Origin of the sequence: Thalassospira alkalitolerans (assembly GCF_002115745.1) — a bacterium.
In the GTDB taxonomy this organism is placed as follows: domain Bacteria; phylum Pseudomonadota; class Alphaproteobacteria; order Rhodospirillales; family Thalassospiraceae; genus Thalassospira; species Thalassospira alkalitolerans.
The window spans coordinates 65,978-91,853 of record NZ_JFKB01000001.1 but is presented as its reverse complement, the minus strand read 5'-3'; the positions used below and the strand labels follow the sequence as shown (position 1 = coordinate 91,853).

26 protein-coding genes are annotated in these 25,876 nt (G+C 53.5%); 15 read left to right on the top strand and 11 right to left on the bottom strand.

Annotation, left to right across the window (positions count from 1 at the left end):
* Positions 1-56: 56 nt before the first annotated feature.
* From TALK_RS00390 to hemC, 4 genes are read right to left on the bottom strand one after another with little or no spacing between them, the layout of a single operon-like run.
* On the bottom strand, positions 57-1,481 hold the full coding sequence (locus TALK_RS00390) for a heme biosynthesis protein HemY (RefSeq protein WP_085614751.1): 1,425 nt from the start codon (positions 1,479-1,481) through the stop codon (positions 57-59).
* Positions 1,478-3,031, bottom strand: a complete 1,554-nt coding sequence (locus TALK_RS00385) for a COG4223 family protein (protein WP_085614749.1) — start codon at positions 3,029-3,031, stop codon at positions 1,478-1,480. The genes TALK_RS00390 and TALK_RS00385 overlap by 4 nt, the downstream gene beginning before the upstream one ends.
* A gap of 55 nt (positions 3,032-3,086) precedes the next feature.
* A complete protein-coding gene (locus TALK_RS00380; protein ID WP_085614747.1) occupies positions 3,087-3,809 on the bottom strand; it encodes a uroporphyrinogen-III synthase in 723 nt (240 codons plus the stop codon).
* A gap of 41 nt (positions 3,810-3,850) precedes the next feature.
* Positions 3,851-4,804, bottom strand: a complete 954-nt coding sequence (gene hemC / locus TALK_RS00375) for a hydroxymethylbilane synthase (protein ID WP_085614745.1) — start codon at positions 4,802-4,804, stop codon at positions 3,851-3,853.
* Between the two features lie 287 nt (positions 4,805-5,091).
* On the opposite strand from hemC, the gene tsaD reads away from it, so the two are divergent.
* From tsaD to TALK_RS00350, 5 genes are all read left to right on the top strand, one after another.
* Positions 5,092-6,150, top strand: a complete 1,059-nt coding sequence (tsaD, locus tag TALK_RS00370; RefSeq protein ID WP_085615657.1) for a tRNA (adenosine(37)-N6)-threonylcarbamoyltransferase complex transferase subunit TsaD — start codon at positions 5,092-5,094, stop codon at positions 6,148-6,150.
* Between the two features lie 54 nt (positions 6,151-6,204).
* Complete coding sequence (locus TALK_RS00365) at positions 6,205-7,212, top strand: NAD(P)H-dependent glycerol-3-phosphate dehydrogenase (RefSeq protein ID WP_085614743.1); 1,008 nt, start codon at positions 6,205-6,207, stop codon at positions 7,210-7,212.
* Between the two features lie 103 nt (positions 7,213-7,315).
* Positions 7,316-7,594, top strand: coding sequence for a YciI family protein (locus tag TALK_RS00360; protein WP_085614741.1), 279 nt, complete (start codon positions 7,316-7,318; stop codon positions 7,592-7,594).
* A gap of 3 nt (positions 7,595-7,597) precedes the next feature.
* On the top strand, positions 7,598-8,011 hold the full coding sequence (locus TALK_RS00355) for an EVE domain-containing protein (RefSeq protein ID WP_085614739.1): 414 nt from the start codon (positions 7,598-7,600) through the stop codon (positions 8,009-8,011).
* Positions 8,008-8,358 (top strand): Rieske (2Fe-2S) protein, encoded by a 351-nt coding sequence (locus tag TALK_RS00350; RefSeq protein ID WP_085614737.1) that lies wholly within the window; start codon positions 8,008-8,010, stop codon positions 8,356-8,358. The genes TALK_RS00355 and TALK_RS00350 overlap by 4 nt, the downstream gene beginning before the upstream one ends.
* A 34-nt stretch (positions 8,359-8,392) precedes the next feature.
* Here TALK_RS00350 and TALK_RS00345 read toward each other — a convergent pair whose 3' ends face one another.
* Entirely contained in the window at positions 8,393-9,178 is a 786-nt protein-coding gene (locus TALK_RS00345) for an alpha/beta fold hydrolase (protein ID WP_245829610.1), read from the bottom strand.
* Positions 9,179-9,229: 51 nt separating this feature from the next.
* Between TALK_RS00345 and TALK_RS00340 the strand changes: the two genes are divergently transcribed.
* The 4 genes from TALK_RS00340 (at position 9,230) to TALK_RS00325 (ending at position 12,695) form a co-directional block, all read left to right on the top strand.
* Positions 9,230-10,462: a glycosyltransferase family 4 protein gene (locus TALK_RS00340; protein WP_085614733.1), complete on the top strand. Its 1,233-nt coding sequence runs from the start codon at positions 9,230-9,232 to the stop codon at positions 10,460-10,462.
* Positions 10,459-11,478 (top strand): glycosyltransferase family 9 protein, encoded by a 1,020-nt coding sequence (locus TALK_RS00335; protein WP_085614731.1) that lies wholly within the window; start codon positions 10,459-10,461, stop codon positions 11,476-11,478. Before TALK_RS00340 ends, TALK_RS00335 begins: the two co-directional genes overlap by 4 nt.
* Before the next feature lie 258 nt (positions 11,479-11,736).
* Positions 11,737-12,252, top strand: coding sequence for a translation initiation factor IF-3 (infC, locus tag TALK_RS00330; RefSeq protein WP_085614729.1), 516 nt, complete (start codon positions 11,737-11,739; stop codon positions 12,250-12,252).
* A 38-nt stretch (positions 12,253-12,290) separates the two neighbouring features.
* Positions 12,291-12,695 carry a response regulator gene (locus TALK_RS00325; protein WP_085614727.1) on the top strand — a complete coding sequence of 135 codons (405 nt, stop codon included), beginning with the start codon at positions 12,291-12,293 and terminating at the stop codon, positions 12,693-12,695.
* A gap of 39 nt (positions 12,696-12,734) precedes the next feature.
* Here the strand turns inward: TALK_RS00325 and TALK_RS00320 are convergent, their stop codons facing one another.
* The gene (locus TALK_RS00320) at positions 12,735-13,706 is read right to left on the bottom strand and encodes an AEC family transporter (protein WP_169714906.1); all 972 of its coding nucleotides are present in this window, start codon (positions 13,704-13,706) and stop codon (positions 12,735-12,737) included.
* A gap of 219 nt (positions 13,707-13,925) precedes the next feature.
* Between TALK_RS00320 and rpmI the strand changes: the two genes are divergently transcribed.
* From rpmI to pheT, 4 genes are all read left to right on the top strand, one after another.
* Complete coding sequence (rpmI, locus tag TALK_RS00315; RefSeq protein WP_085614723.1) at positions 13,926-14,123, top strand: 50S ribosomal protein L35; 198 nt, start codon at positions 13,926-13,928, stop codon at positions 14,121-14,123.
* A gap of 15 nt (positions 14,124-14,138) precedes the next feature.
* On the top strand, positions 14,139-14,495 hold the full coding sequence (gene rplT / locus TALK_RS00310) for a 50S ribosomal protein L20 (RefSeq protein WP_085614721.1): 357 nt from the start codon (positions 14,139-14,141) through the stop codon (positions 14,493-14,495).
* A 118-nt stretch (positions 14,496-14,613) separates the two neighbouring features.
* Positions 14,614-15,684: a phenylalanine--tRNA ligase subunit alpha gene (pheS, locus tag TALK_RS00305; protein ID WP_085614719.1), complete on the top strand. Its 1,071-nt coding sequence runs from the start codon at positions 14,614-14,616 to the stop codon at positions 15,682-15,684.
* A gap of 4 nt (positions 15,685-15,688) precedes the next feature.
* On the top strand, positions 15,689-18,097 hold the full coding sequence (pheT, locus tag TALK_RS00300; protein WP_085614717.1) for a phenylalanine--tRNA ligase subunit beta: 2,409 nt from the start codon (positions 15,689-15,691) through the stop codon (positions 18,095-18,097).
* Between the two features lie 100 nt (positions 18,098-18,197).
* Here pheT and TALK_RS00295 read toward each other — a convergent pair whose 3' ends face one another.
* On the bottom strand, positions 18,198-18,572 hold the full coding sequence (locus tag TALK_RS00295; protein WP_245829609.1) for a hypothetical protein: 375 nt from the start codon (positions 18,570-18,572) through the stop codon (positions 18,198-18,200).
* Positions 18,573-18,772: 200 nt separating this feature from the next.
* Complete coding sequence (locus TALK_RS00290) at positions 18,773-20,812, bottom strand: sensor histidine kinase (RefSeq protein ID WP_085614713.1); 2,040 nt, start codon at positions 20,810-20,812, stop codon at positions 18,773-18,775.
* Between the two features lie 534 nt (positions 20,813-21,346).
* On the opposite strand from TALK_RS00290, the gene lepA reads away from it, so the two are divergent.
* Entirely contained in the window at positions 21,347-23,152 is a 1,806-nt protein-coding gene (gene lepA / locus TALK_RS00285) for a translation elongation factor 4 (RefSeq protein ID WP_085614711.1), read from the top strand.
* 130 nt (positions 23,153-23,282) lie between these two features.
* Positions 23,283-23,744, top strand: coding sequence for a heme-degrading domain-containing protein (locus TALK_RS00280; protein WP_085614709.1), 462 nt, complete (start codon positions 23,283-23,285; stop codon positions 23,742-23,744).
* A 31-nt stretch (positions 23,745-23,775) separates the two neighbouring features.
* Here TALK_RS00280 and TALK_RS00275 read toward each other — a convergent pair whose 3' ends face one another.
* From TALK_RS00275 to TALK_RS00265, 3 genes are all read right to left on the bottom strand, one after another.
* Positions 23,776-24,048: a hypothetical protein gene (locus TALK_RS00275; protein WP_085614707.1), complete on the bottom strand. Its 273-nt coding sequence runs from the start codon at positions 24,046-24,048 to the stop codon at positions 23,776-23,778.
* A gap of 157 nt (positions 24,049-24,205) precedes the next feature.
* Positions 24,206-24,616 (bottom strand): GFA family protein, encoded by a 411-nt coding sequence (locus TALK_RS00270; RefSeq protein WP_085614705.1) that lies wholly within the window; start codon positions 24,614-24,616, stop codon positions 24,206-24,208.
* Between the two features lie 35 nt (positions 24,617-24,651).
* Complete coding sequence (locus TALK_RS00265; protein WP_211274747.1) at positions 24,652-25,674, bottom strand: NAD(P)/FAD-dependent oxidoreductase; 1,023 nt, start codon at positions 25,672-25,674, stop codon at positions 24,652-24,654.
* Between the last annotated feature and the right edge of the window lie 202 nt (positions 25,675-25,876).

Sequence of the window (25,876 nt, the reverse complement as noted above, 5' to 3'; positions counted from 1 at the left end):
AAGGGCAGCAGACATTAATGTCTGCTGCCCTTTTCTTTGTTTGGATGCGGATTTGATCAGGCCGCTGGTTGGCTGTCTTTGGTTTTGGTATCTGCGGTATCCGTTGGGGGGGCATTTTCGATAATCGCGCCGTCCTGCTTGATCGCAGCAGGTTGTTTGGGCGCGGTCTGTTTGGATGCCGGAGTATCGTTATGCACACGGAGCGGCGCACGCCAGTCGATGCTGCCAAAGGAATGACAGGACGGGCAGGTAACAGCCCATTTATCGGTTTCTGCACCACATGCCCCGCAACGCCAGCCCGGATCAGGATTGGCATGGCTGGCCTTGACCAGAAGTTCCCGTGCCTTGGCGGCGTCTTTCTTTTCGCGAAATTCAAGATCGGAAAGCAGGCGGTAATGGCGCGCCTGTGCTTTATTGGCAATGGCCTTTTCCAGATTGCCACGCGCCATGCCCCAAAGATCGGCGGCAAGGGCAGCCTCGGCAATCAGAAGCTGGCTTTCGATATGGTCGGGGTTGGTCGCAATCAGTTTTTCAACCGCTTTGACCTTGGCCAGGGCATCGCCATCAAGGCTGTTCACATAAATCGAACCAAGGGCGGCCGATGGCGATGTTCGCCAGCTTTGCAGCACAACATCGCGGGCCTTGGCGGCCTGATTGTTATCGGCATAAAGCTTGGCCAAAAGCACAGCCGCGCCGATAAAGTCCGGGCGGGCGTTTAGTGCTTTGCGCAGAAGTTTGATGGCTTCGGTATTTTCACCATCGGTGATGGCATCTTCGGCCTTTGCCGTGATCAGAAGCGCACGACGACGGGTAAGTTCGTCTTCGTTGAAAACATTGGCTTTTTGCGCATCAACCAAAAGGGTCAAGGCACGGTCCCAACGTTTGGCGCCGAGTAAAAGATCAAACAGGGTCACCAGAACGGCCGGATTGCGAGGGCGCAAACGATGGGCGCGTTCGGCATAGTCAAGTGCGGCTGATCGATCATCGGCCTTTAGCGAAAGTTGCAACAAACCACGCAGCCCGAAAAAGGCCGAGTCCGGTTTTTCCAGCATGGCTTCGAACTGGCGTTTGGCGGCATTGTTATCGCCATCCAGTTCTGCGGCCTGTGCGGTTAGAAGCCGGGTCAGGGTGTCGTCTTCGAGGTAACGATCCACCGCACGGGTATGTTTTAACGCCTGACGGACATCACCCGACGCCAGTTCCAGCAAGCCCATGGTCAGAGCCTGTTGGCCTTTTTTACGGCGGCGACTGCCCAGAATACGGCCAAGCCAGCTTGGTGAATTGGCAATTGCCGACCAGCAGCGCCATAAAACAACCAGCAGGGCGGTTAATGCCAAAAGACCAAGGGCAACCATGCCGATGGACCCGTCAAACCGATAGCCCAGCCAAACAATGGTCATATTGCCCGGATTGTTGGCAAACCAGACCGTGCAGGTCACCAGAAGGGCCGTGATCAGGATGAAAAAGCCGATACGGATCATTGGCTATCCCCCGTATTTCCTGTTCCGTTCCCTGTTCCGTCGCCGGTCAAAAGGTTAATTGCATGCGCGCTTAGTGTTGAAATCGCACCGTTTAGAACCTGACGGTTTTGGGCATTGCCAAGCCATGTGTTGATTGCGGCCCTGGCATTGTCACCTTCGACACCGTCAAGGGCGGAAATTGCAGCATCAAGGTCGTTGTTTTCAAGCGCTGTTTCCGCCGTGACAAGCCGCCCATCAAGCGAACCTTCGCCTGCAACGTCAACACGACGGATCGGGATCAATTTTTTGATATTGGCCCAAGTTGCGTCAAGGACCGTGCCGGAATGATCGTCACTTGCGGCTTTAATAGCTTCTTGCGCCATGACCGGGAAGGACTGGCGCAGTTTTTCAACAGTTGGTGCCCCTTGATCAGCAAGTGGTTTCAGGATTGCGATCTGTTTTGCAATTACCGGATCGTCCGATCCGCTGCGTTCAAGCTGGTGAAGGGCGATCATGAATGGCCCGCCACGTTGCAGGGCATCACGCAAAATGGTCACGGCCATGGCGATTGCCTGACCACGGCTTTCGACACGAAGACCGGCCGTTGCGCGGACTTCGGCTTCCATGGTGGAAAGACGGGCAGAAAGCTCGCGCATTTCAGATGCGACACCGGCCAGTTCCGCTTCGACGCGCGCCAGTTCTTCGATCGGGGCGGTACGGGTTTCGATTTCCGCAATCCGCCGGGCGACCGAATTATTTAATGTGTCGCCACGTTCGCTGTTTAGCCGTTCACGCAGGGCGTTGATCGTACCTTCCAGACGTGACAGGCGTTCGGTCAATTCAGGATCGACAACAACCGGGCTATCCTTGGCCGCCGTCATTGGCATATTGCCGCCATTTGCCAAGGTGCCGTTATTTTCCGGTGGGGTCAGATTGTCTTCATTGCCGAGCATGGCATCATCACGTTCCACGACATCGGATGAGGTGTCTGTGTTTGTTGCTGTGTCTGACCCTGAGGGGGTGCCGGTACTCGTTGGGCTGGTATTGCCGGTATCTGCGTCGGATGTAACCGTGCCCGATGTTAATTCGGAACCGGTTCCGGCTTCGGGCGCGATTTCGGCAAGGATTTCAGCCGGGACATATTCGCTTAGAACCGGTTCGGCATCGCGCCACCAAAGGGCGCGGGTTAGCCATCCGGCGGCTAATGCGCCGGCAATGATGATCACAAACAGCAAGATCGCCTTGCCACCACGTTTTTGGCGGGCGGGTTCGTCTTTGGCCTGTTTGGCTTCGTCCGAAGATGGTTTTTGGTTTATGCCCGGTTTGATCTGGGGTTTTGTATCGGTTGCCGGTTCGGATGCCCCAGATGGCGCTTTTGGGCCGTTACCCGTCGCGCTTGCAGATGCGGTTGCTGCTTTCGCTTTGGAAGCGGCATCGGATTTCTGTTCGGCAGCTTCCTTGGCAACGCTTGCATTGCCTTTGCTGTCGATTGAAATGGTTTCAGATGGCCTGGCTTTTGGCTCGGCCGGATTTGCGGAAGCGTCGGGTTTTGGCGTTTCTGGTTTTTTCACGGTCGGACCATTGCAGTTTGCGGTTGTTCCGGGACACTACCTGGATGCTGAAAAGTCAGGCAAATGCGGTGTCTAGTGCAGAAAGAAGGTATTCCTGTGTCGGACGTTTTGCGAGCATTGTCTTATGCCATGTAAGAACGCCAATGCGATCTTGCACTGCCATGCTCAGACAAATTGCACGTGTGCCGAGCAGATCGTGCTCCAGCTTGTATCGTTTGATCAGTTTAACAAAGCTTTCTGCAGTTCGGGGAGAGAAAAATAAAACGGCATCAATGTGATGTGCGGAAATTGCATTGATTACATCATCGGGCAGGTCATCGACCGGGATTGCATCATAGACGGTTTGACGTCGAATATCGAAATTGCGATCCTTTAAAAGCGTTGCCAAATCCCCGGCAACCTTGCGGGCCGCCGGATGGAACAGAGCCCCGTTCAAGGGATCAATTTGGACGTCAATCAGATGTGCAAGATCATGAATATCGCCATTCGCACTGTAGATTTCGGTGAAACCGACCTGTTTTGCCATCCGAGCGGTAGAATCGCCCACGCATAAAACTGGAAAATTGCGATCATGGCTGTGATGGACAAAGGCCCGCACCCCGTTGGCCGAGGTAAAGATCAAGGCCTGTACGCCGGCAAGATCAAGTCCGTCAGGACAGGGGGGGAATGCAATCTGTAACATCGGTGCCGACAGCAAGCGATACCCACGCGCCAATAACGTGGTTTCAAGTTCCTGCGAGTCGGTTTCTGGTCGGGTGTTAAGGATCAATTGTCCCATATTGTCCCTGTTTGACGCCTCTTTGTGTGGTCAGCGGGTTCTCAGGCCGAAATAAAGTCGGGTCCGCCACGTGTTTTAAGCTCGTTCCCGGCATCGGTTCCGGCATTGGTCGCATTGGTCATGTCCGGATCGTCAATCAGACGTTCGGTATCAAGCCGTTCGCTGCCATCCGGGCGGATAATGGACACCCGCAGGCGCATTTTGCCATCCGGCAGGTATTCTGCAAGCGCGGCAATCGGTGTGCGGCATGATCCATCCAGCGCCCTAAGGGCGGCCCGTTCGGCGCAAACACGAATGGCCGAGGTCGGACAATGCAAAATATCAAGCAAGTTACGGGTTTTGGCATCATTTTCGCGGATGGTGATGCCGATCGCACCCTGAGCCACGGCAGGCAACATATCGTCTTCGGCAATCGCGGCGGTTGCAACATCCGGGCGGCCCAGACGGTTCAGCCCGGCCATTGCCAAAAGGGTGGCATCAACCAAGCCTTCTTCAAGCTTGCGCAGGCGGGTCTGAACATTACCACGGAAGGTAATGACCTTAAGGTCGGGGTATTTGTTCAGGATTATCGACTGACGGCGAAGTGACGCCGACCCGATCACCGATCCGGCGGGCATTTCGGCAAAGCTTTTGTATTTAAGCGAGATAAACGCATCGCGGACATCTTCGCGCGGCAGGATCGTTGGCAAAATCATGCCATCGGGCAGCACGGTTGGGACGTCTTTCATGCTGTGAACGGCAAGATCAACCTCGTTGCCCAAAAGGGCATCGTCGATTTCTTTGGTGAACAATCCTTTGCCACCGATTTCCGATAGCGCCCGATCAAGAATTTGATCGCCGGTGGTGGAGATCACCGTAATGGTAATCGCGCCTTCGGCGGCGAATTCCGGATGGGCTTTGGCAAGTTTGTCACGGACTTCATGTGCCTGGGCCAAAGCCAAGGGGGAGCCACGGGTGCCGATGCGAAGTTTTGCGGGTTCAGATATGTTTGTCATGTCGCCGAGTTGTAGTGATAAAAGTAGTTGAAAACAAGGGTGGTAGCGTAGGTTGCAATCTGTGCCGACCAAGCCCGATTGGTGTCGGATTATAACGGCGAATGTCCGGGCTTCATTGACTTATGTGGTAGTCTTTTCGTCCTAACGTCTTTCCTGCATGGGGCCAATGCGCAGGCCCGGGGTGGAAAGCTTGCGCAGTTTGAGCTACATCACTGCCAGAATTATTGTCAAACTATTGTCAATCGGGGCGCGTCAATATGGCGCGACACATTGCGGGTCCACATGACATGATCGTATTGGGTATCGAAACAAGCTGTGATGAAACAGCCGCGGCTGTTGTTAATGACAAGCGCGAAATCCTGTCAAACAGGGTCTTGTCGCAGCTTGACGATCATCGCCCCTATGGCGGGGTCGTGCCGGAAATTGCCGCACGCGCACATCTGGAACATCTTGATCGTCTGGTGGCCGAGGCGATGGACGATGCCGGTGTTGATTTTGCCGATCTTGATGCGGTCGCCTGTACTGGTGGGCCGGGCCTTATCGGTGGTGTTATGGTTGGGGCCATGACCGCCAAGGCGATTGCCTTTGCCGCGCAAAAGCCGTTTCTGGCGGTTAATCATCTTGAAGGTCATGCGCTTACCGTGCGGCTCACCGATGATGTGGCCTTTCCCTATTTGCTGTTGCTGGTATCGGGAGGGCATTGTCAGGTTCTGATCGTCGAAGGTGTCGGTCTATACAAGCGGATTGGCACGACGATTGACGATGCGGTTGGCGAGGCGTTTGACAAGACCGCCAAAATGATGGGCCTTGGATATCCCGGTGGTCCGGCGCTGGAAAAAGTTGCCGAGACCGGTGATCCCAACCGGTTTAGTTTGCCGCGGCCGTTGCGCGGGCGTCCGGGCTGTGATTTTTCGTTTTCCGGTCTTAAGACCGCCGTTCGGGTCTATCTTGACGGATTTCCAGTCGAACAGCAGACCCCTGAAGTCAAAGCCGATCTGGCTGCATCTTTCCAGCGGGCTGTGGGGGAAACCCTGATTGATCGTACGCGCAATGCGATTTTTGATTTCATGCGCGATTACCCGACGGGTAAAACATTGGTTTTGGCTGGTGGCGTTGCCGCGAATAAATATTTGCGGGCCCGGTTAAGTGAATTGACCGATCAGGCGGGCATGACTTTGGTGGCGCCCCCCTTGGAACTTTGTACCGATAATGCCGCGATGATTGCCTGGGCCGGACTTGAACGGTTTCGCCTGGGGCAACATGATGGACTGGATTTCAAGCCGCGTCCGCGCTGGCCGCTTGACCCCGAGGCACCAAAACGCCCGGGGGCCGGTGTGAAGGCCTGATCGACGCATCACCACAGAGTTACACGTAAACTATCATCGGGATCGGGAAGAAACATGTCGGGCAAGCGTATTACAGTTGTTGGTGGAGGGGCATGGGGAACCGCACTGGCCATTCAGGCTGTGCGTGCCGGTGCCGATGTTGAACTTGTCTTGCGCGACAATGCATTGGCGGGTCGCATCAATGCCGACGGTGAAAACGATCTTTATCTGCCCGGTATTAAACTTCCCGAAGCATTACGGGCGACCACTGCCATTGATGGCATCCGCGATTCGGATGCGGTTCTTTTGGTAACACCGGCACAGCATTTGCGCGCAACACTGATCAAGCTTGCGCCGCATTGGCCCGAAACCCTGCCAGCCATTATCTGTGCAAAAGGGATCGAAAAAAATACCGGTGCCCTGATGGCCCAGGTTGTTGCCGAAACGCTTGGCGATGTTCCGGTGGCGGTTTTGTCCGGCCCGACATTTGCCCAGGAAGTTGCCAAAGGTTTGCCTGCTGCGATTACGCTGGCCTGTTCGGATCGTGATCTTGGCCGTGATTTGGTCGAATTGATCGGTACACCAGCATTCCGGCCTTATTTCAGTACCGATGTTGCCGGTGTTGAGGTGGCGGGGGCGATCAAGAACGTGTTGGCCATTGCAAGTGGCGTGGTTGCCGGGCTTGCGCTTGGCGATAATGCACGTGCGGCTCTGATTACCCGCGGACTTGCAGAAATGTCGCGTTTGGCGGTTGCGATGGGCGGGCGGATTGAAACCATGATGGGCTTGGCCGGTCTTGGCGATTTGACCCTGACCTGTACCGGGTCACTGTCGCGGAATTACACCTTCGGTGTTGCCCTTGGCCAGGGGCGCAAAGCCGGGGATATCCTTGCCGAACGTCGTTCGGTAACCGAAGGGGTCCATACGGCGGCCTCGATCACGGCGGTGGCGGTTAAATACGGGATCGAGATGCCGATTTGCCGTGCGGTCGATCAGGTTGCCAATCATGGTGCGGATTTGCGCAGTACGATTGATGCACTTTTGCAGCGCCCGTTCCGTGATGAACTTGAAACCGGCGCATAATCCGGTCACTTCCGCGCTATGATGACATGGTTCGGCTTGAGCCTTTGCGACGGTTCTGTCAATTTAGCGGCATTGAAGCCAATTTTTGACAGGAAACGTTTCCATGCATTTCTATATTCGTTGTGTCGATAAACCCGGTCACCTTCACGTGCGTAAGGCCAATCGCGATGCGCATCTGGCCTATATCAAGGATGGTTTCGCCGACAAGATTGTTGCGGCGGGTCCGACCCTTGATCCTGACCTCGAAGGGATGAATGGCTCGGTTTTCATTATCGAGTTTGATACGCAGGCCGACGCCGAAAAATTTGCCGCCAATGATCCTTATGGCAAGGCGGGGCTGTTCGAGTCTGTCATCGTTCGTCCGTTTAAAAAGGTATTCTGATCCATGGCATTCTGGCTGATCAAAACCGAACCGGGAAGCTGGTCGTGGGACGATCAGGTCAGGAAGGGTGTTGAAGGTTGGGATGGGGTTCGCAGCCATCAGGCGGCAAAGAATTTGCGGACAATGCAGATTGGCGATCAGGCGTTCTTTTACCATTCGGTGAATGAAAAACGGATCGTCGGCATTGTCGAGGTTGTGCGCGAAGCCTATCCCGATCCAACCGATGCCAGCGGCAAATTCGTTCAGGTTGATTTCAAAACCGTCAAACCGTTGCCAAGCCCGGTGACCCTTGCCGATATTAAGGCCGATCCACGTTTTGCCGATCTGGCATTGCTTCGGCAATCACGTCTTTCGGTCATGCCGATTGATGCATCGTCATGGGCGGCTATTTGCCAGATGGGCAGGGTATCGCCATGATGGCGGGGCTTCCGCCATCCGGAACGGTGCTTTGTGATGTGGCGGATCTTGATGCGACCGGTGCCAAGGGAATTTCGCTTGGCGATGGTGCGGATAGGATGGGCATATTCATTGTGCGTGATGGTGCGGGGGTCTTTGGTTACGTTAACAGTTGCCCGCATATCGGTGTGCCGCTTGACCTTGAGCCTGATGAATTTATCAGTAATCTGGGTCATGATATCATCTGTTCAACGCATGGCGCGCGTTTTCGGGTTGAAGACGGCCATTGCATTTCCGGCCCCTGTGCAGGTGATGCACTGGCGCCGGTTGCGGTAAAGATCGACAATGAAAAAATCGTTTTGGCCTGATGATCAAAATGACGTGTGACGGTCCGGTCGCTGGTTACGGGGTCGTCACTTTTTCAATGACCTCATCAAGATGTTTTGTGATGACGGCAAGCTGATCTGGTTCAGACAGGCGATGGTCGCCAGTTTTGATCAGGTCAACACGGACATCCTTGGAAACCAATGCATCGGTCAGGCGAATGGCGGTTTGCCAGGGTACATCAGGGTCCTGCATGCCCTGAACCAAGCGGATCGGGCAATCAAGGTCAATTGGTTTGCGTAAAAGCAACTGATTGCGACCATCCTTAATCAAGGCATGGGTAATTGTATAGGGATCGTCGCCGTATTCTGTCGGCTCGATCAAGGCACCTTTTTCAGCGATTTCGGATTTCTGGGCGTCGGTGAACTGTGCCCACATCAGGTCTTCGGTGAAATCGGGTGCGGCGGCGATACCAACCAGCCCGGCGACACGGTCCTTGCGGGCAAGCGCGGCCAGTAACATGATCCATCCCCCCATTGATGAACCGACCAAAATTAGCGGGCCGCTTGTGATTTCATCAATTACGGCAACGGCATCGCGTGCCCATTGACCAATGGTGCCGTCTTTGAATGCGCCTGCTGATTGTCCGTGACCCGTATAGTCAAAGCGGGTATAAGCCAGCCCCTGCTTAATGCAATGGGCCTCAAGATGGGTGGCCTTGGTGCCGGTCATATCGGACATGAAGCCCCCCAGAAACAGGATGCCGGGCTTTTGATCGCCTTGTACATCTGTCAGCTTGCCGGGAGTCGCATGGTATGCGATTTTTAATCCGTCAGGCCGGTCGAGATACTGAGGCGTCGGCATGTCATGTGTCATCCGGGAAGGGTATCCTTGGGTGTTAGTGATTGGAAGTGAATGAGCGCGTCAGAAATTAAGACCCAGTCAGTTTATCGTTCGGAACAGCAGACGCAAGGTGCGGACTATCGCCCGGCGGTAATTTTGCAGGTTCTGCCCGAACTTGATACCGGTGGTGTCGAGCGTGGAACGGTTGATATCGCACGTGCCATCGTTGATGGCGGCGGGGTGGCACTTGTTGCATCTCAGGGCGGGCGGCTTGAGCGTGAGCTTGAGCGATTTGGTGCGCGTCATATTACGCTGCCGCTGAAATCTAAGAATCTTTTTACAATGCGCCGCAATGTGGATGCGCTGGTAGAATTGATCCGCACTGAAGGTGTCGACATCATTCACGCGCGGTCACGCGCCCCCGCCTGGAGCGCCTATTTTGCCGCGCGCAAAACCGGTATTCCGTTGGTTACTACGTTCCATGGTACTTATTCAGGGTACAATAACCTGATCAAGAAACGTTATAATGCGATCATGACCATGGGCGATCAGGTGGTTGCCATTTCCAATCACATTGCGGCGCATATCCGCAAGTTTTACAAGATGGATCCGGAGCGTCTTAATATTGTGCCGCGCGGTACCAATACCGATCTGTTCAATCCGGAAAATGTCAGTCAGGAACGGCTGATTTCCTTGTCAAATCAGTGGCGTCTTAGTGGCGAGGAATATGTCATCATGTTGCCGGGACGTATCACGCGCTGGAAGGGACATTGTTTCCTGGTGAAGGCGTTGCCGGCTGTGCTTGAGGCGCTTGGGCATCGTAATGTCCGGTGTTTGATGGTTGGTTCCGATCAGGGAAGGACGGGGTATCGTGACGAGGTTCTGGACCTGACCAAAAAACTGGGACTCGAGGATATCGTTCACATCGTCGATCATTGTGCAGATATGCCTGCGGCCTATATGCTGGCTGATGTTGTGGCATGTCCATCGATTGAGCCCGAGGCCTTTGGACGTATTCCATCCGAGGCTCAGGCCATGGGGCGCCCGGTGGTTTCGACGGCGCATGGTGGGGCCATGGAAACTGTTTTGCCCGGTGAAACCGGTTGGCTTGTCACCCCGAACGAAGTTGGGCAATTGTCGGTGGCGTTGACACAGGTCTTGCGGTTGACGCCGGAAAAACGTGCGGCATTGGCCCAGAAGGGTCGCAAGCATGTGATTGAAAATTATTCCCTGATCCAGATGGCTGAGAAAACTTTGGCGGTATATGAGAAGGCGCTGAAAGGCGCGATCAGGAACGCAGCATGACGAGTTCGACGATCTTGAACACCGCGCAGGAAGCCGAAATTGTTGCGGGTGTGGCATCTGATGACGCCACACAGGAACGCATTCTGGTTATCAAGCTTTCTGCGCTTGGCGATGTCATCCTTGCAATGGGGGCCTTTGCCGCCATTCGGGGTGCCCATCCTCGTGCCCATATTACGGTTCTGACAACTAAACTCTATGTCGATCTGATCAAATCAAGCGGCTATTTTGATGCCATTGCGATTGATCGGCGCCCGAAGCTGTTTCAGATACGTGAAGTTCTTGCCCTGCGCCGGTTCCTGCGCAAGGGCAATTTTGACCGTATATATGATTTGCAGACATCGGATCGAAGCGGTTTTTACTATCGCCTGTTTTGGCCGGGGAAAGCGCCGGAATGGTCGGGAATCGCCCGGGGCTGTTCACATCCGCACAGCAATCCGGATCGTGATAGCCTGCATGTAATTGATCGTTTGGCAGATCAATTACACTATGCCGGGATTGAAAATGTGCCGCTGCCATTCCTTGCCGGAGCGGATATTGATCTGGATCGCTTTGGTATCCGAAGCCCGTTTGTGTTGATCTGTCCGGGGGGCGCACCGCACCGCCCGGCAAAGCGTTGGCCGGCGGAACGCTTTGGCTTGCTGGCCAAAAAGCTGGCCGACTATCGCCTGACGCCGGTCTTGATCGGAACAAATAACGAAGCCGAGGTTCTGGGCAAGATTGATGGCATGTGTCCCAAGGCGCGCAATTTGATGGGCCGGACCGGTTTCCTTGATATCGCCGGGCTTGCCGCGCGTTCGGTCTTGGCAATCGGTAATGATACGGGGCCGATGCATATTGCTGCGGCTGCCGGGGCGCCCTCAATCGTTTTGTTTTCGAGCGAATCTGATCCGAAACTAAGCGCGCCGCGCGGCACAACGGACAATGCTGTCAGTATTGTCCGCGAGAATGATTTGCGCGAACTGACCGTCAACCGGGTGATGGACGAGGTGCGCCGTCGTTTGGATCTTGTTGACTGATCGGGGATATTGCCCCGGGCAGCTGCAAGGCGGCAGGGGCGTGACAATGAAGTGGCGGACTGCAAAGGTTTGATCGCCAATGCAGAAGTCTAAAATCATTGCTTTCTGACTGTGGCCCGATATGCTAGGCAATGGTCCGTTCCATAGGATATACAGCGCGATGAGCGCCCCGGTGACGGATTTGTTGCCTGCAACTTGTTTCTGCGCTTTTTGTTTGATTACCATAGGAGATTATCCATAGCACGACCACGCAAACCGATGCAGCCGACCAAGGACGGTCCGCGCGTCAATGAAGATATCAAATCCCGCGCCATATGTGTTGTCGACGGTGAAGGCAACATGTCAGATCCGATGACGGTTCGTGAAGGCATTGAAATGGCTATGGAAGCTGGACTCGACCTTGTCGAAGTCGCTCCAAATGCCGAGCCTCCCGTCTGTAAACTGATTGATTTCGGCAAGTTCAAATACGAACAAAGCAAGAAACAGAACGAAGCTAAGAAGAAACAGAAGGTTATCGAAGTTAAGGAGATCAAACTCCGCCCTAACATCGATATCCATGATTACAATGTGAAGCTTCGTGCCGCACAAAAGTTTCTTGGCGGTGGAGACAAGGTGAAAGTTACTTTGCGTTTTCGTGGACGTGAAATGGCTCACCAGGATCTCGGTCTTGGCATGTTGCAACGGTTCTCGGGAGATCTTGAAGATCTTTCCAAACCGGAAATGATGCCCAAGATGGAAGGCCGCGTGATGATTATGGTACTGGCGCCGCGTTAATTCGCGGCGTTTTGCCTTTCCAAGTAAGAGGGAATGCCATGGCCGCCGGGAATGATCTTCTGATCGTCGGAGTCGATGACGACCCCAAAAGTCTCGTGCTATTGAAGCGAATCGTCGAAAGTGGCGGTTATAGTTTCGTTGGTGTTTCGTCTGGCAAGGAGTTGCTTCAGACTCTTAAGTCAAAAAAACCGCGTGTCATTTTGATGGATATCATGATGCCCGGTATGAACGGCTTTGAGGCCGCGATACGGGTGCGCACGGGTTTCCCCGATCTTGCCTGTGCGATTATTTATGTTACCGCGCGCCAAGGGGAAGAAGACCTGCGTGGTGGTGTGGCGGCCGGCGGGAATGATTTTGTTCTCAAGCCGATTAATCGTGAAAAGCTATTAAGCCGAATCGAGAAATGGATCGGTCGGGTTCACACCATCAAAACGGCAATTTGATCGCAGCATTCCGGCAAACACCTGATTTCCAACGATATATCACGGACCCTTGGCAGCCCATGTTGCAATGGGGTTTATATATAATGTGAACAGTGAAAAGCTGACCACACCGATTGCTGTTGTGATCAGGACAATGGACGAGCTGCGCACAACATAGCGATCATATGTTGCCGCAATGACAAACACATTGCCTGCTGTTGGCAAGGCCGCAAGCAGAAGAACGGCTTTTACTTCGATCTCGCTAAGCGAACCAATCAGGTAAAAGGCGGCAAAAACAATCAACGGGTGCAGCACAAGCTTTGCAATCGCCATGGCGCCAAGTTCGGCGCGCTTTTCTGCGATCGGGCGTCCAACCAGGGCAACGCCGATTGCAAACAGAGCCGCAGGACCCGCCCCGGCGCCGAGTAATTCCAAAAGATAATCAAAGCCGCCCGGCCAGTCGAGGTCACAGGCACTGGCAATGACGCCACAGACAATCGCAATTAGCACCGGGTTCGATACTGTGCCGCGCAGGATTTTTGGTAGCGGGTTCGGGCCCACCGTCCCCGTGGTTCTTTTGTGTTTGGCGCTTTCCAAAAGCATAAGACTGACTGGCAGGGTGACGATCAGATCAAAGGCCAAGGCGACAATCAGGGGGATGGCCGCGGCCTCGCCCAAAAGACCGATGATTAGTGGCAGCCCCATAAAGCCGGCATTTGAAACAGTTCCGGCAAAGCCGAATAATGTGGCGCAGGAACGATCAAGCTGAAACATCCGTCCGGCCAGAAAGCGCAGGCAAAAGAATAATACGAGTGTCGCAGAGCCATAGGAAATCAAAAGATCCGGTTGCCAGATCAGATCGAAATCCCGGGAGCCAAGTGCCCGAAACAAAAGGGCCGGCAGGGCAAAATAAAACACAAAGCCGTTGATGCCGCGCATGCCTTCATGGCTCACAATTTTGCTTTTTCCCCCGATCCAGCCAAGGGCGATAAGGCTGAAGAACGGCAGGATGATAGATGTAATTTGGGTCATGTCTGTCTGTGATCCGTGACGGGGACGCCACCATGGCGGGCAAGACCGGCGATAGGCAAGGAGAAAGCACATGAAAAGTCCCTTGAAAAAGGCAAGGGTGGAGTCTATAACCACCCGTCCCCGAAAAGGTGGTGAGGCTGGAAAGATCAATGGTCTTTCAGGGCATGCCCAGCCGCCGTGGGGGATTTCGTGTTTCATTGCTTATGCAAGGATAGAAAAATGCCCAAGATGAAGACCAAAGCGAGCGCTAAAAAACGCTTTAGCCTGACCGCAAAGGGTAAAGTTCGTCGCAATGTCGCTAACAAGCGTCACTTGCTGACTGCGAAACCCACCAAGATGAAGCGCCAGTCACGTGGCACAGAGATTCTCTGTGCAGCAGATGCCCGCATCGTCAAAAAATTCCTGCCGTACGGTTAGGCTAAGGAGAGTTAAATGGCTCGTGTAAAAGGGGGCGTGTCTTCACACGCTCGTCACCGCAAGGTTATTAAGGCTGCCAAGGGTTACCGCGGTCGCCGCAAGAATACTTACCGCACAGCAGTGCAGGCTGTCGAAAAAGGTTTGCAGTATGCATATCGCGACCGTCGCGTTAAGAAACGTCAGTTCCGCAGCTTGTGGATCCAGCGTATCAACGCCGGTGCTCGTGAAAACGGTCTCAGCTATTCGCTGTTCATGAACGGCCTTAAGAAGGCTGGCGTTGAGCTTGACCGTAAAGTGCTTGCAGACATCGCCGTGCGCGAACCCGAAGCTTTCAAAGCTTTGGTTACCCAGGCGCAGGCTGCACTCGGCTGATAAACCTTTTGTAAAAAGGTTTAGACGGGACTTGCCTGATTTGATCGGGGGCAGCCATATTGGCCGTCCCCTTTCTTTTTGTTTATTTCTTTTCCCTTGAAGCAAAGCGTCGGAAGTTATGGAAAACATCGAAGCATTGCGCGAAGAGGTTCTGGGTGAAGTCGGAAAAGCAGCCGATTTGCAGGCGCTTGAAGACGTTCGCATCAGCGCCCTTGGCAAAAAGGGCCGCATTACCGGCCTGATGAAAAACCTTGGCCAGATGGATCCTGATCAGCGCCGTGAATTCGGTCAGACGCTGAACGCGGTTAAGGACACGGTTGCCGAGGCGATCGAAACCCGTAAAGCAAGCCTTGAAGATGCTGCGTTGAATGCGCGTCTGATTGGCGAGCGGATCGATGTCACCTTGCCCGCACGCGCAGACGAGACCGCAGGCCGCATTCACCCGATCAGCCAGACGATGGACGAAATTGTTTCCATCTTTGGTGAAATGGGCTTTGCCCTGGCCGAAGGTCCCGATGTTGAAGACGATTTTCATAACTTTACTGCCCTGAACATCCCGCCGGAACATCCCGCGCGTGAAATGCAGGACACTTTTTATCTGCCTGAACAGGAAGACGGTTCGCGCCTTGTGTTGCGCACCCATACATCCCCGGTGCAGATCCGTACCATGCAGTCGAAAACGCCACCGATCCGCATTATTGCACCGGGTCGGACCTATCGTTCAGACAGCGACATGACCCACACCCCGATGTTCCATCAGGTCGAAGGTCTGGTGATCGACAAGAAAACCCATATGGGGCACCTCAAAGGTTGCCTGCTTGAATTTGTTAAAACCTATTTCGAGCTGGATGACGTTCCGGTGCGTTATCGCCCAAGTTTCTTCCCGTTTACCGAACCCAGTGCTGAAATGGATATTGGTTGTTCGCGCAAAGGCGGAGAGCTCAAGATCGGCGAAGGCGACGACTGGCTTGAGATTTTGGGCTGCGGCATGGTTCATCCGCGTGTTCTGGCGGCCTGTGGCCTTGATCCTGATGAATATCAGGGCTTTGCCTTTGGCATGGGGATCGAACGTATTGCGATGCTGAAATATGGCATTCCTGATCTTCGCACCTTCTTCGATACCGATCTGCGCTGGCTGAAACATTATGGTTTCGTGCCGCTGGATGTACCGAATATGGTAAGGGGCTGAGACCATGAAATTCACACTCGACTGGCTTAAACAGCACCTTGATACCGATGCATCAATTGATGTGATCGCCGAAAAATTGACCGATGTTGGGCTTGAAATCGAAGCCGTGACCGATCGGGGGGCGGCGCTCAAAGACATCCGTGTTGCTCATATCATCGAAGCTGGACAGCATCCCGATGCTGACCGCCTGAAATTGTGCAAGGTTGATACCGGCGATAAAGTCATTCAGGTGGTCTGTGGTGCGCCCAATGCGCGCACCGGGATTAAAGTCGCCTTGGCCCAGCCCGGCGCGATCATCCCGATTGATGGCTCGAAACTTAAACCGGGCAAAATCCGGGGTGTCGAAAGCCAAGGGATGATGTGTTCAACCCGTGAGCTTTGCCTGGGTGAAGATCATGATGGCATTATTGAATTGCCCGAAAATGCCGAAATTGGCGCACAGGTGGCCTCGGTTTTAGGCGCTGATGATCCGATCCTTGAAATCGGCCTGACACCAAACCGCCCCGATTGCACGGGTGTGCGCGGTGTGGCGCGTGATTTGGCGGCGGCGGGTCTTGGCACGCTTAAAGCCGATCCGCGTCAGGAAGCCGTTGTGGGTGCTTTTGATAGCCCGATTGGTGTCACGATTTCGACGGACATTACTCAAAATGCGGCTGCGCCCGTATTTTATGGACGCTATATTCGTGGTGTTAAGAACGGCGAAAGCCCGGATTGGTTGAAAGCCCGTCTGGAATCCATCGGCTTGCGCCCGATTTCTGCCCTTGTTGATATCACCAACCTTGTGACCCACGATCTTGGTCGTCCGTTGCATGTGTTTGATGCCGATAAATTGGCGGGGGATATCAATGTTCGCTACGCCACCAATGGTGAAAAAATTGCGGCGCTTGATAACAAGGAATACGCGCTTTCCGACACGATGGTGGTTATTGCCGACCAAGCCAAGGCGCTTGGTATTGGCGGGATTATTGGCGGCGAAGAAACCGGCTGCCTTGCTGAAACGACCAATGTGTTTGTTGAATGCGCCCTGTTTGACCCGATCAGTGTCGCTAAAACCGGTCGTAAATTGCAGATCAATTCCGATGCGCGCTATCGTTTCGAACGCGGTGTTGATCCGCAATCGGTGATCTGGGGCATGGAAGTTGCCACCCATCTGATTACCGAGATTTGCGGCGGTGAAGTTTCTCATGTCGTCAAAGCGGGCGAGGTTCCAAACCCGCGCAACAGTTTCGATTTGCGGATTGACCGTATTCTTGAGCTTGGCGGCGTTGCCGTTGACGCAGATCGTGCAATTGAAATTCTGAAATCGCTTGGTTTCGAGGTTAGCGGTTCAGCATCGGTGATCACAGCTATCGCACCGACCTGGCGCCCGGATGTCGTGGGCGAAGCCGATCTGGTCGAAGAAGTCCTGCGCATTGTCGGGTACGACAAAATCCCAACTGTCCCGCTTGAACGTGAAACCAGCCTGCCTGTTCCGGCCCTGACCCCGTTCCAGAAACGGGTTGGTCTGACGCGCCGGGTTTTGGCGGCGCGTGGCATGTATGAAACCGTGACCTGGGCGTTTACCGACTCGCGCTGGGCCAAACTGTTCACGGATCTCAAGCTAGGCCTGTTTCTGGCCAATCCGATCAGTTCGGATCTTGATGTGATGCGCCCGAACGCGCTGATCAACCTGATCGCTGCCGTTGGGCGCAATCAGTCGCGCGGCTTTGCCGATCTGTCCCTGTTTGAAGTGGGGCCGGAATTCTTTGGCGATCAGCCTGGTGATCAGCGTTTGGTGGCTGCGGGCCTTCGCGCCGGGGCAACCACGCCGCGCAGTTGGACCGGGTCGCGCCGTGATGTCGACCTGTTTGACGCCAAGGCCGATGCGGAGGCCTTGCTTGAAGCGCTTGGAACGGCGGCGGCCAATGTGCAGGTCAATGTTGATGGCGCGCCACAGTGGTATCATCCGGGTCGTTCGGCTGCCTTGCAGTTGGGGCCGAAAAATGTGCTTGGCTATTTCGGCGAATTGCATCCCAAAGTGTTGAAAGCACTGGGTGTGAAGGGCCGGGTTATGGCGTTTGAGCTGTTTATTAAAAATGTCCCAAGCCCCAAGAAAAAAGGCACCGGTCGCCCGGCATTGAATGCGTCAAGCTTCCAGTCGGTTGAACGTGATTTCGCCTTCTTGCTGGACGTGGATGTAAAATCTGATGCCATCGTCAAGGCGGCACGCAGCGTTGATCGTAACCTGATTACTGATGTGACGATCTTTGATCTTTATGCGGGCAAGGGTATCGAAGACGGCAAGAAATCGATTGCCTTCTCAATCACCTTGCAGCCAACCAAGGCGACGCTTACCGAGGAAGAAATCGACGCGGTCAGCAAAAAGGTCGTTGCGGCGGTCGAAAAAGCCACAGGCGGTGCATTGCGCGCCTAGATGTGATGCATGGAAATGCCATTAAAAAAACGGGCTGCCCCTTGGGTGGCCCGTTTTTGTTTGTTCGGAAACGGTATAAAAACCGCGGTTGGGGAATATTTTACCGGCCAGGTCGTTTGCGCAGAACGGCAAACTCATCTTCATCGAGATCAATTGCGATCAAATCTGGCCCATTGGTGTAAATCCGCCATTCCATATCGGTATCATCGCATTCAAGGTTCAACTGGTCGACCATGCTGTTCCAGATGCATTTTTCGCGGTCATCATCGGCTTCAAGTCGCCCGGTCCCGTTGTCGGATAAATGCATGACCAGCAGTTCTTCATCTTCATCCACTGAATAGACAGCATATGTTTCGTTTGCAAAACGGTAGTTGATTTCTGCACCATTCAATTGCCGCCAGCCACGTGGCATCGGCGCATCAACATCGCGTTTGGCAAACAGATAGGCAATCGTCTGCATGTGATTGTCGGGCATTGTTCGCATGTCCGACCCACAAGCCGCCAGCAGTGATAAACCCAACAGGGTCAAGATTGTCCGAAATGCGATGCGTGTCATACGATGCTCCGTGGCGTTCAGGGGTCATTGCAGCCGTCTGCAGGCAGGTTTTACCGACCCGCAATGATTTGGACATTCCCAAGCAATAAGCTTGCCACGGTTTGAATGGCACAAGGGGCTTAAGGTGTCGCACGCAGCGTGAAGATAAAGGTCGCCCCCGGATCGGTCAGCGGACGCGAGGTATCAAGCCAGATGCGCCCGCCATGCTGTTCGACAATCTTGCGGCACAGAGACAGGCCAAGACCGGTGCCGGAAAATTCATCTTTATGCAGGCGCTGGAATAGCCGGAAAATCCGATGGGCATGTTCGGGGTGAATGCCAATGCCATTGTCGCGCACTGAAAAACGCCAGAAACCGGGCGTGTCCGGATCGACTGAAACCTGTATGTCGATATGGGGTGGAACGCCCGGGCGGCTATATTTGATCGCATTTGACAACAGATTCTGGAACAGGCGTGACAGGCTTATTCGGTCCCCGGAAATTGTCGGGAGTTCGGTATGGGTGATAGTGGCCTGTTCTTGGGCGATAATGGATTTAAGGTCGGCTTGTGCTTCGCTCAGAGCCAGATTGCAGTCGATCTCGGTTCCATCATCGCTGCCACCGGTTTTGGCGTATTCCAATAGGTGACTGATCAATTTGTGCATGCGTTTGGCGCCATCGACGGCATAATCGATATATTCATCCGCTTCGGGGTCAAGCGCCCCGCCGTAGCGACGTTTAAGAAGCTGGGTATAGCTTGCCACCATGCGCAGCGGCTGTTGCAGATCGTGTGAGGCAACATAGGCAAATTGTTCAAGGTCTTCGTTGCTGCGTTTAAGCTGATCAAGTGTGTCGCGCAGTTTATTGGCATTTTCGACAAATTGCGTCACGTCGCGCGCACTGCCAAACATCATGTCATCGAAGGGCCCGATACAGTGCCATGCAAGCCAGCGGATGCCGCTGTTCTGGCTGCGAATGCGAAAGATCAGTTCGCGTTCATGGTCCCGGTGTTCCATGCATTCCTGAAAGGCTGCAATCGCACTTTCCTGGTCTTCGGCTTCGAAGATTCTGAAAAATGGTTGCCCGATCAGATCATGAATATTGGCCCCGATAAGGTGTTCGAGTGCCGGGCTAAGCCCACGCAGGATGCCTTGCGCGTCAACGGCAACGGATGGTTCGGGTGTATGGCGCAAATAGGTTTCAAACGGATGGCAAAGTTCTTGTTGTTCTGCCGTTTCCAACAGCATCACCGTGATGGTTTCCTGGGTGCCCTGAATGCGCCGATGCGCCATCATATAGAAACGTTGGGTGTGATCGGCCGAGGTGTGCATATCCACCATGGTGCCGATGCGATTGGCCGGCCATTCATTTTCAAAAAGTGGACCGCGTAATTGTGCGCGCGATGCATCGCTAAGCCGAGATAGAAAGCTTTCAGCCGTCGGTTTGATATCGCTAAAGGCAAGGCCAAGTATTTCCGGCCAGTTCAGACGCACGCCAAATGCCGTATCGGGGGCATCTGGGGACCAGCTTAGAATGGCACAACCGCATTCAGAAAGGGTGTTTTCAGAATCGCTGAAATGTTCGGCAAGGTCGGCGGCGCGCAGATGTTGCCGTTTCAGACGTTGCCATAGCCAGATTGAAAGACCGGCCATGATCGTAAGGACAATCAGGAATAGCGCTGCATGTAAGATGATTGCTTGTCGCCAGCCATCCAGCAGCAAGCGCCTTGGAATATAGGTGACGACGATCCGGTCAAGTTGCGGCAGCGTGCTGTATCCCATCAGCATGACGGTGTTGCCATGCATGCAGAAAACGGTGCCGCGATCGGTTTTTTGCGTGGCAATGGCATCAAACAGATCGCCGATCAGATGGGGGGGGATGATGCCGCTGATCTGGGTGCGGTTGCTATCAATGACACCGACTGAAAGATTGGGGTTTTCATCGATGACGCGTTGCAGGTTAATGTCGATGTCTTGTGCCAGAACCGCACTTAGCTGATATGTTATGGCCATCATTTGTGCGCGCGCCTGATCAATGGCGCTGTCATAAAGCGTTTTCTGAATGAAGAAGAAAGAAAACAGCAAGATGACCATGCCAGTCAGGGTCAGAGCCGCCAAACGTTTGCGCAATATGCTTAGCCCGCGTCGGGACAAGGATGGTTCTATGGATGTCAGAAACATTTTCTAAGATGTACTCTTGTCAAAATCGACCGCGTTGTCCCTGATCGAAAGCCTATTTCCTTTTGACCCGGTTGAAAAGCATTCAACCGGAAATATCATCAACCATATGGGATAAAAAACGGCACGATGACAGAGGCTTGTGGCGGTTTTAGCCCGACGGGATGTGGTATGTCCTGTCTATCATGCAAATCCGGTGCAGGGTGTGGGCAAGTTCACCGGACGGAAATCAAACACAGCACTTCTAATTGGTATGAAAACCCCCTATAAACCCGCTGTCGGCGATTGCGATCTAATCGCCTTGAATACCAAGACGATCCGAAATTGCCGGTATCGCCCGATTGCGCCACAGCAGAATATGATTTTTTGCTGCGTTTTTCCCCGAAGTCGCTGCCGTGAACTGGTGGGCTGACCGGGGTGATGCAAACGGCGTGACACCGGCTTTGTGATAAGTGATCGATTAAAACGCGATCATGATTTGGCCAATGCCGAACCGAATTTTTAACATAACCTTTGCCCAGTGCCAGAAGCAGCAATATGACCGATCTTAAGAATATTCGAAATTTCTCGATTATCGCGCATATCGACCACGGTAAATCGACCCTGGCTGACCGTCTGATCCAGTTAACCGGTGGTTTGACGGATCGCGAGATGTCTGAACAGGTCCTCGACTCGATGGATATCGAGCGCGAACGCGGGATCACGATCAAATCCCAGGCCGTGCGTTTGAAATACATCGCCAAGGATGGTCAGGAATACACCCTGAACCTGATGGATACGCCGGGCCATGTTGACTTTGCTTATGAAGTCTCGCGGTCATTGGCGGCCTGTGAAGGATCGCTTTTGGTGGTGGATGCCGCCCAAGGGGTTGAAGCACAGACGCTTGCCAACGTTTATCAGGCGATTGAAAACAATCACGAAATCGTACCGGTTCTGAACAAGGTCGATCTGCCAGCCGCAGAACCCGAGCGCGTCAAAGAACAGATCGAAGAAGTGATTGGCATTGATGCCAGCGATGCGGTGATGATTTCGGCCAAGACCGGTCTTGGCGTGCCTGACGTGCTTGAAGCATTGGTCCATCGTCTTCCGGCACCAACCGGTGACGCGACTGCACCGCTTGAAGTTCTTTTGGTTGATAGTTGGTATGATGCTTATCTTGGCGTGATGATTTTGGTGCGGGTCAAGGAAGGCACGCTGAAAAAAGGCCAGAAAATCCGCTTTATGAATGCCAAGGTCACCCACACGGTTGACCGTGTTGGGGTGTTTACGCCCAAACCGATTTCACTTGATCAAATGGGGCCGGGCGAAATCGGCTTTATCAATTGCGGCATGAAAACCGTGGCGGAATGTGAAGTTGGTGATACGATTACCGAAGAAAAGCGCCCTTGTGCCAAACCATTGGCTGGTTTCAAACCGTCCATTCCGGTCGTGTTCTGTGGTATGTTCCCGGTTGATACCAGCGAATATGATGTTCTTCGCGATGCGCTGGAAAAGCTGCATCTTAACGATGCGTCGTTCCAGTTCGAACCGGAAAATTCGACCGCATTGGGTCTTGGTTTCCGTTGCGGCTTCCTTGGTCTTTTGCATCTTGAAATCATTCAGGAACGGCTTGAGCGTGAGTTCGAACTTGACCTGATCACGACGGCCCCGTCTGTGTCGTATAAGATCACGATGATGAAAGACGAGGAAATCACGCTGCATAATCCGGCGGATTTCCCCGACGTCACCAAGATCAAGGCGATCGAAGAACCTTGGATTAAAGCATCGATCATGGTGCCCGATGAATACCTTGGCGGTATTCTGACCCTGTGTACCGAACGTCGTGGGATTCAGCAGGACCTGACCTATGTCGGGAACCGGGCAATGGCGGTTTACAAATTGCCATTGAACGAAGTGGTGTTTGATTTTTATGACCGTTTGAAATCAATTTCACGTGGCTATGCTAGCTTCGATTACGAATTGGCCGGTTATGACGAAAGTGATTTGGTCAAAGTATCGATCCTGGTTAATGACGAAGCCGTTGATGCCTTGGCGTTGATGGTTCACCGTTCGGCCGCCGAACATCGTGGCCGCGAGATTTGCAAACGTCTTAAGGACCTGATCCCGCGCCAGATGTTCAAGGTCGCCATTCAGGCGGCCATTGGCGGCAAGGTGATTGCCCGTGAAACGGTATCTGCGATGCGCAAAGACGTGACAGCCAAATGTTATGGCGGTGACGTGTCGCGTAAACGCAAACTTCTGGATAAACAGAAGGCCGGTAAGAAAAAGATGCGTCAGTTCGGCAAGGTCGAAATTCCACAATCGGCCTTTATCAATGCGCTTAAGATGAGCGACGATAAATAAACCGAAATTACGATATCGAAACAAAGGCTGTATTCCCTTGCGGGTGCAGCCTTTTTGTTTGGTGCTTTTGGCAAATTCACATCCTGCGCTATGCATAGTGAATTGCCGTATTTCCCAACAGGAGCCCGTCATGGATCTCGATCTTCTTAATCATCAGGAACATATTCTGGTCTTTGATCGCTTTGACGAGGATACGGCATGGGAAATCGGGTCGGCCCTTGTTGCTGTGGCGCGGGGGCAAAAGGCCCCGGTTGTGGTTAATATCCGCACATCTGACCGCACTCTGTTTCATGCGGCCCTTGCCGGGGCTGTTCCGGCCAATGATTCCTGGGCGCGGCGCAAAAGCAACCTGACTCTTCGCGAACATCAATCATCGATGAAGTTCGGCATGGCTTTGAAAGCCAAGGGCAAGACGCTTGCCGATCACGGCATCGATTTTGCCGATTACGCCGATCATGGCGGTAGCTTTCCGGTCCGGGTCAAGGGTGTTGGCGTGATCGCGGCGATCACGGTTTCCGGTCTGGCCTCGGCCGAGGATCATGCAATGATTGTTGGCGTACTTGCCGACTGGTTAAAGGTGGATGTTATCTGATCCAAGCACCGGATCGGATTAACCATGTGGATTATTCTTCCAAGATTGCCTGTACTTTGCGCGATACCCATTTCGAGATAATGGTCGAACCGGCAACTAGAAGGCCGATGGCGACAGCTGTGCCAATGACAACGATGAAGCTGCCCGCAGATCGGCCATGCATCATCATTTCAAGTGCGGCCTGAACCGTCACCATCAAAAGAAGCGTTCCAAGTAGCAAGGTGCTTGACCCAAAAAGAATCAGTTTATGCATGTTGTTAATCGGGTTCGGCTTTTTTTGTGCTTCCTGACTTTGGTCACTCATAAAGGCCCCCTTAATGGCGTTGTGTGCAGATTTCTATTGTAAGTGGAATTTTGCAGCCTGACATGAATGCACGCCAAGGGCCAGAGCCGAAATCCCTTATTTATACTGTGTTTGGTGAGGTTTGATTGAGTGCAACATACTCTGGGCTTGAAAAGGTTCAGCTGCCCTGATCGAAATGGTCGATATCGGGATCAATCTTGGAGAACCCGGACAGGGCCGTGCTGATCCAAAGGTGTTTTTGTGCTTTAAAGGGGGTTGGGTCATCAAAGCTGCCAAGACGCAGGTCGATGGTATTGGCATCTTCGACGCTCCGCCATGTCAGGCTGGAACCGCATTTTGGGCAAAAACCGCGATATTTACCCGGTGAGCTTTCGTAATCGGTTGGGTTGCGATCCCATGTAACAGCATTTGCCGGAAACGTGACAAAAGTCGAAACGCCCGATCCGCTATCCTTGCGACACATGCCGCAATGGCAATGATTTCCACCGGTCGGCTCACCTGAAACGCAAAAGCGCACCGCGCCACAAAGACAGCCGCCAGAATGAAGGGGGGAGTCTGTGGGCGACATGGCGCGCTTTTCCTGTATTGAATACCAGCGGTGGATTATTCGTTCGGAACGCCGGTCGTGGTTGAATATTCGAAGTGGAATTCCTTGTCCGGGAACAGATAGCTGCGTGCGGCATGGATGGCACTGGCACCTTCGGCAAAGCCCGACAGGATCAGTTTTAGTTTGTGGTCGTAATTGGCGATATCGCCAATTGCAAAGATGCCGGGGACCGAGGTTGCCATGGTCGCCTGCGTTACCCCGATATGGTTTTTATCAAGGTTCAGGCCCCAGTCGGCAATCGGGCCAAGTTCCATGGCAAGTCCAAAGAACGGCAACAGGTGATCGGCTTCAAGTGCCAGTTCTTCGCCTTTAAGGGTTGCGACAACAACGTGGGAAAGGGTGCCGTTTTCACCTTTAAGGCTTTTAAGCTGATAGGGGATGACCATTTCGATCTTGCCGGCTTCGGCCAGTGCCTGAAGTTTGGCACTGCTATCGGGGGCTGCGCGGAATTTCGGGCGACGGTGGACAACCATCACCTTTTCGGCGATATCATGCAGCGACAAGGCCCAATCAACGGCCGAATCACCGCCACCGGCAATCACGACCTTTTTACCTGCGAAATCCGCACGGCGTTTGACGTAATATTGAACCCCGCCCGATCCTTCGTAATCTTCAAGGCCTTCCATCGGTGGCTTGTTCGGGCCAAACGCCCCACAGCCCGCCGCAATGACCACCGCACCGGCATCAATTACGGTCCCGACCGAGGTTTCAAGCGTGAAACGGCCATCATCACGTTTTTCAAGTTTGATAACCTGTTGGCCCAGATGATAGGTCGGTTCAAACGGCGCGGCCTGTTTGGCCAGTTGATCGATCAAATCCTGACCGGCAATCTGCGGATGGGCCGGAATATCGAAAATCGGCTTTTCCGGGTATAGCGCGCTGCATTGGCCGCCAACCATTTCAAGCGCATCAATGACATGCGTATTCAGCCCCAGCATCCCGGCTTCGAATACGGCGAAAAGCCCAACCGGGCCGGCGCCAATGATGGCGATATCGGTGCTGTGCGACGCGTCTGACATGTTCATTCCATCCAAATATCATCAAGTCGGTAAAAACGACGGTGATTTATAGCCTGATTTATACATCAGCGAGATAGCATTTTGCCCCTCATGTCGCAATGTAAACCGGCCTGTTTTGCGGTTTGGTGTCGCGCCATGGTCTTGTGATTGGCAATGGGTGTAAAATCATTGCGAAGGGTGGTCCCGTCGCCCTACAACAGAG

Excerpts from the sequence above, each read along its gene's own strand:
- TALK_RS00390 (WP_085614751.1), bottom strand. The coding sequence starts at position 1,481 with ATGATCCGTATCGGCTTTTTCATCCTGATCACGGCCCTTCTGGTGACC.
- TALK_RS00380 (WP_085614747.1), bottom strand. The coding sequence starts at position 3,809 with ATGGGACAATTGATCCTTAACACCCGACCAGAAACCGACTCGCAGGAA.
- hemC (WP_085614745.1), bottom strand. The coding sequence starts at position 4,804 with ATGACAAACATATCTGAACCCGCAAAACTTCGCATCGGCACCCGTGGC.
- tsaD (WP_085615657.1), top strand. The coding sequence starts at position 5,092 with ATGATCGTATTGGGTATCGAAACAAGCTGTGATGAAACAGCCGCGGCT.
- TALK_RS00365 (WP_085614743.1), top strand. The coding sequence starts at position 6,205 with ATGTCGGGCAAGCGTATTACAGTTGTTGGTGGAGGGGCATGGGGAACC.
- TALK_RS00360 (WP_085614741.1), top strand. The coding sequence starts at position 7,316 with ATGCATTTCTATATTCGTTGTGTCGATAAACCCGGTCACCTTCACGTG.
- TALK_RS00355 (WP_085614739.1), top strand. The coding sequence starts at position 7,598 with ATGGCATTCTGGCTGATCAAAACCGAACCGGGAAGCTGGTCGTGGGAC.
- TALK_RS00350 (WP_085614737.1), top strand. The coding sequence starts at position 8,008 with ATGATGGCGGGGCTTCCGCCATCCGGAACGGTGCTTTGTGATGTGGCG.
- TALK_RS00345 (WP_245829610.1), bottom strand. The coding sequence starts at position 9,178 with ATGCCGACGCCTCAGTATCTCGACCGGCCTGACGGATTAAAAATCGCA.
- TALK_RS00340 (WP_085614733.1), top strand. The coding sequence starts at position 9,230 with ATGAGCGCGTCAGAAATTAAGACCCAGTCAGTTTATCGTTCGGAACAG.
- TALK_RS00335 (WP_085614731.1), top strand. The coding sequence starts at position 10,459 with ATGACGAGTTCGACGATCTTGAACACCGCGCAGGAAGCCGAAATTGTT.
- infC (WP_085614729.1), top strand. The coding sequence starts at position 11,737 with ATGCAGCCGACCAAGGACGGTCCGCGCGTCAATGAAGATATCAAATCC.
- TALK_RS00325 (WP_085614727.1), top strand. The coding sequence starts at position 12,291 with ATGGCCGCCGGGAATGATCTTCTGATCGTCGGAGTCGATGACGACCCC.
- TALK_RS00320 (WP_169714906.1), bottom strand. The coding sequence starts at position 13,706 with ATGACCCAAATTACATCTATCATCCTGCCGTTCTTCAGCCTTATCGCC.
- rpmI (WP_085614723.1), top strand. The coding sequence starts at position 13,926 with ATGCCCAAGATGAAGACCAAAGCGAGCGCTAAAAAACGCTTTAGCCTG.
- rplT (WP_085614721.1), top strand. The coding sequence starts at position 14,139 with ATGGCTCGTGTAAAAGGGGGCGTGTCTTCACACGCTCGTCACCGCAAG.
- pheS (WP_085614719.1), top strand. The coding sequence starts at position 14,614 with ATGGAAAACATCGAAGCATTGCGCGAAGAGGTTCTGGGTGAAGTCGGA.
- pheT (WP_085614717.1), top strand. The coding sequence starts at position 15,689 with ATGAAATTCACACTCGACTGGCTTAAACAGCACCTTGATACCGATGCA.
- TALK_RS00295 (WP_245829609.1), bottom strand. The coding sequence starts at position 18,572 with ATGCCCGACAATCACATGCAGACGATTGCCTATCTGTTTGCCAAACGC.
- TALK_RS00290 (WP_085614713.1), bottom strand. The coding sequence starts at position 20,812 with ATGTTTCTGACATCCATAGAACCATCCTTGTCCCGACGCGGGCTAAGC.
- lepA (WP_085614711.1), top strand. The coding sequence starts at position 21,347 with ATGACCGATCTTAAGAATATTCGAAATTTCTCGATTATCGCGCATATC.
- TALK_RS00280 (WP_085614709.1), top strand. The coding sequence starts at position 23,283 with ATGGATCTCGATCTTCTTAATCATCAGGAACATATTCTGGTCTTTGAT.
- TALK_RS00275 (WP_085614707.1), bottom strand. The coding sequence starts at position 24,048 with ATGAGTGACCAAAGTCAGGAAGCACAAAAAAAGCCGAACCCGATTAAC.
- TALK_RS00270 (WP_085614705.1), bottom strand. The coding sequence starts at position 24,616 with ATGTCGCCCACAGACTCCCCCCTTCATTCTGGCGGCTGTCTTTGTGGC.
- TALK_RS00265 (WP_211274747.1), bottom strand. The coding sequence starts at position 25,674 with ATGTCAGACGCGTCGCACAGCACCGATATCGCCATCATTGGCGCCGGC.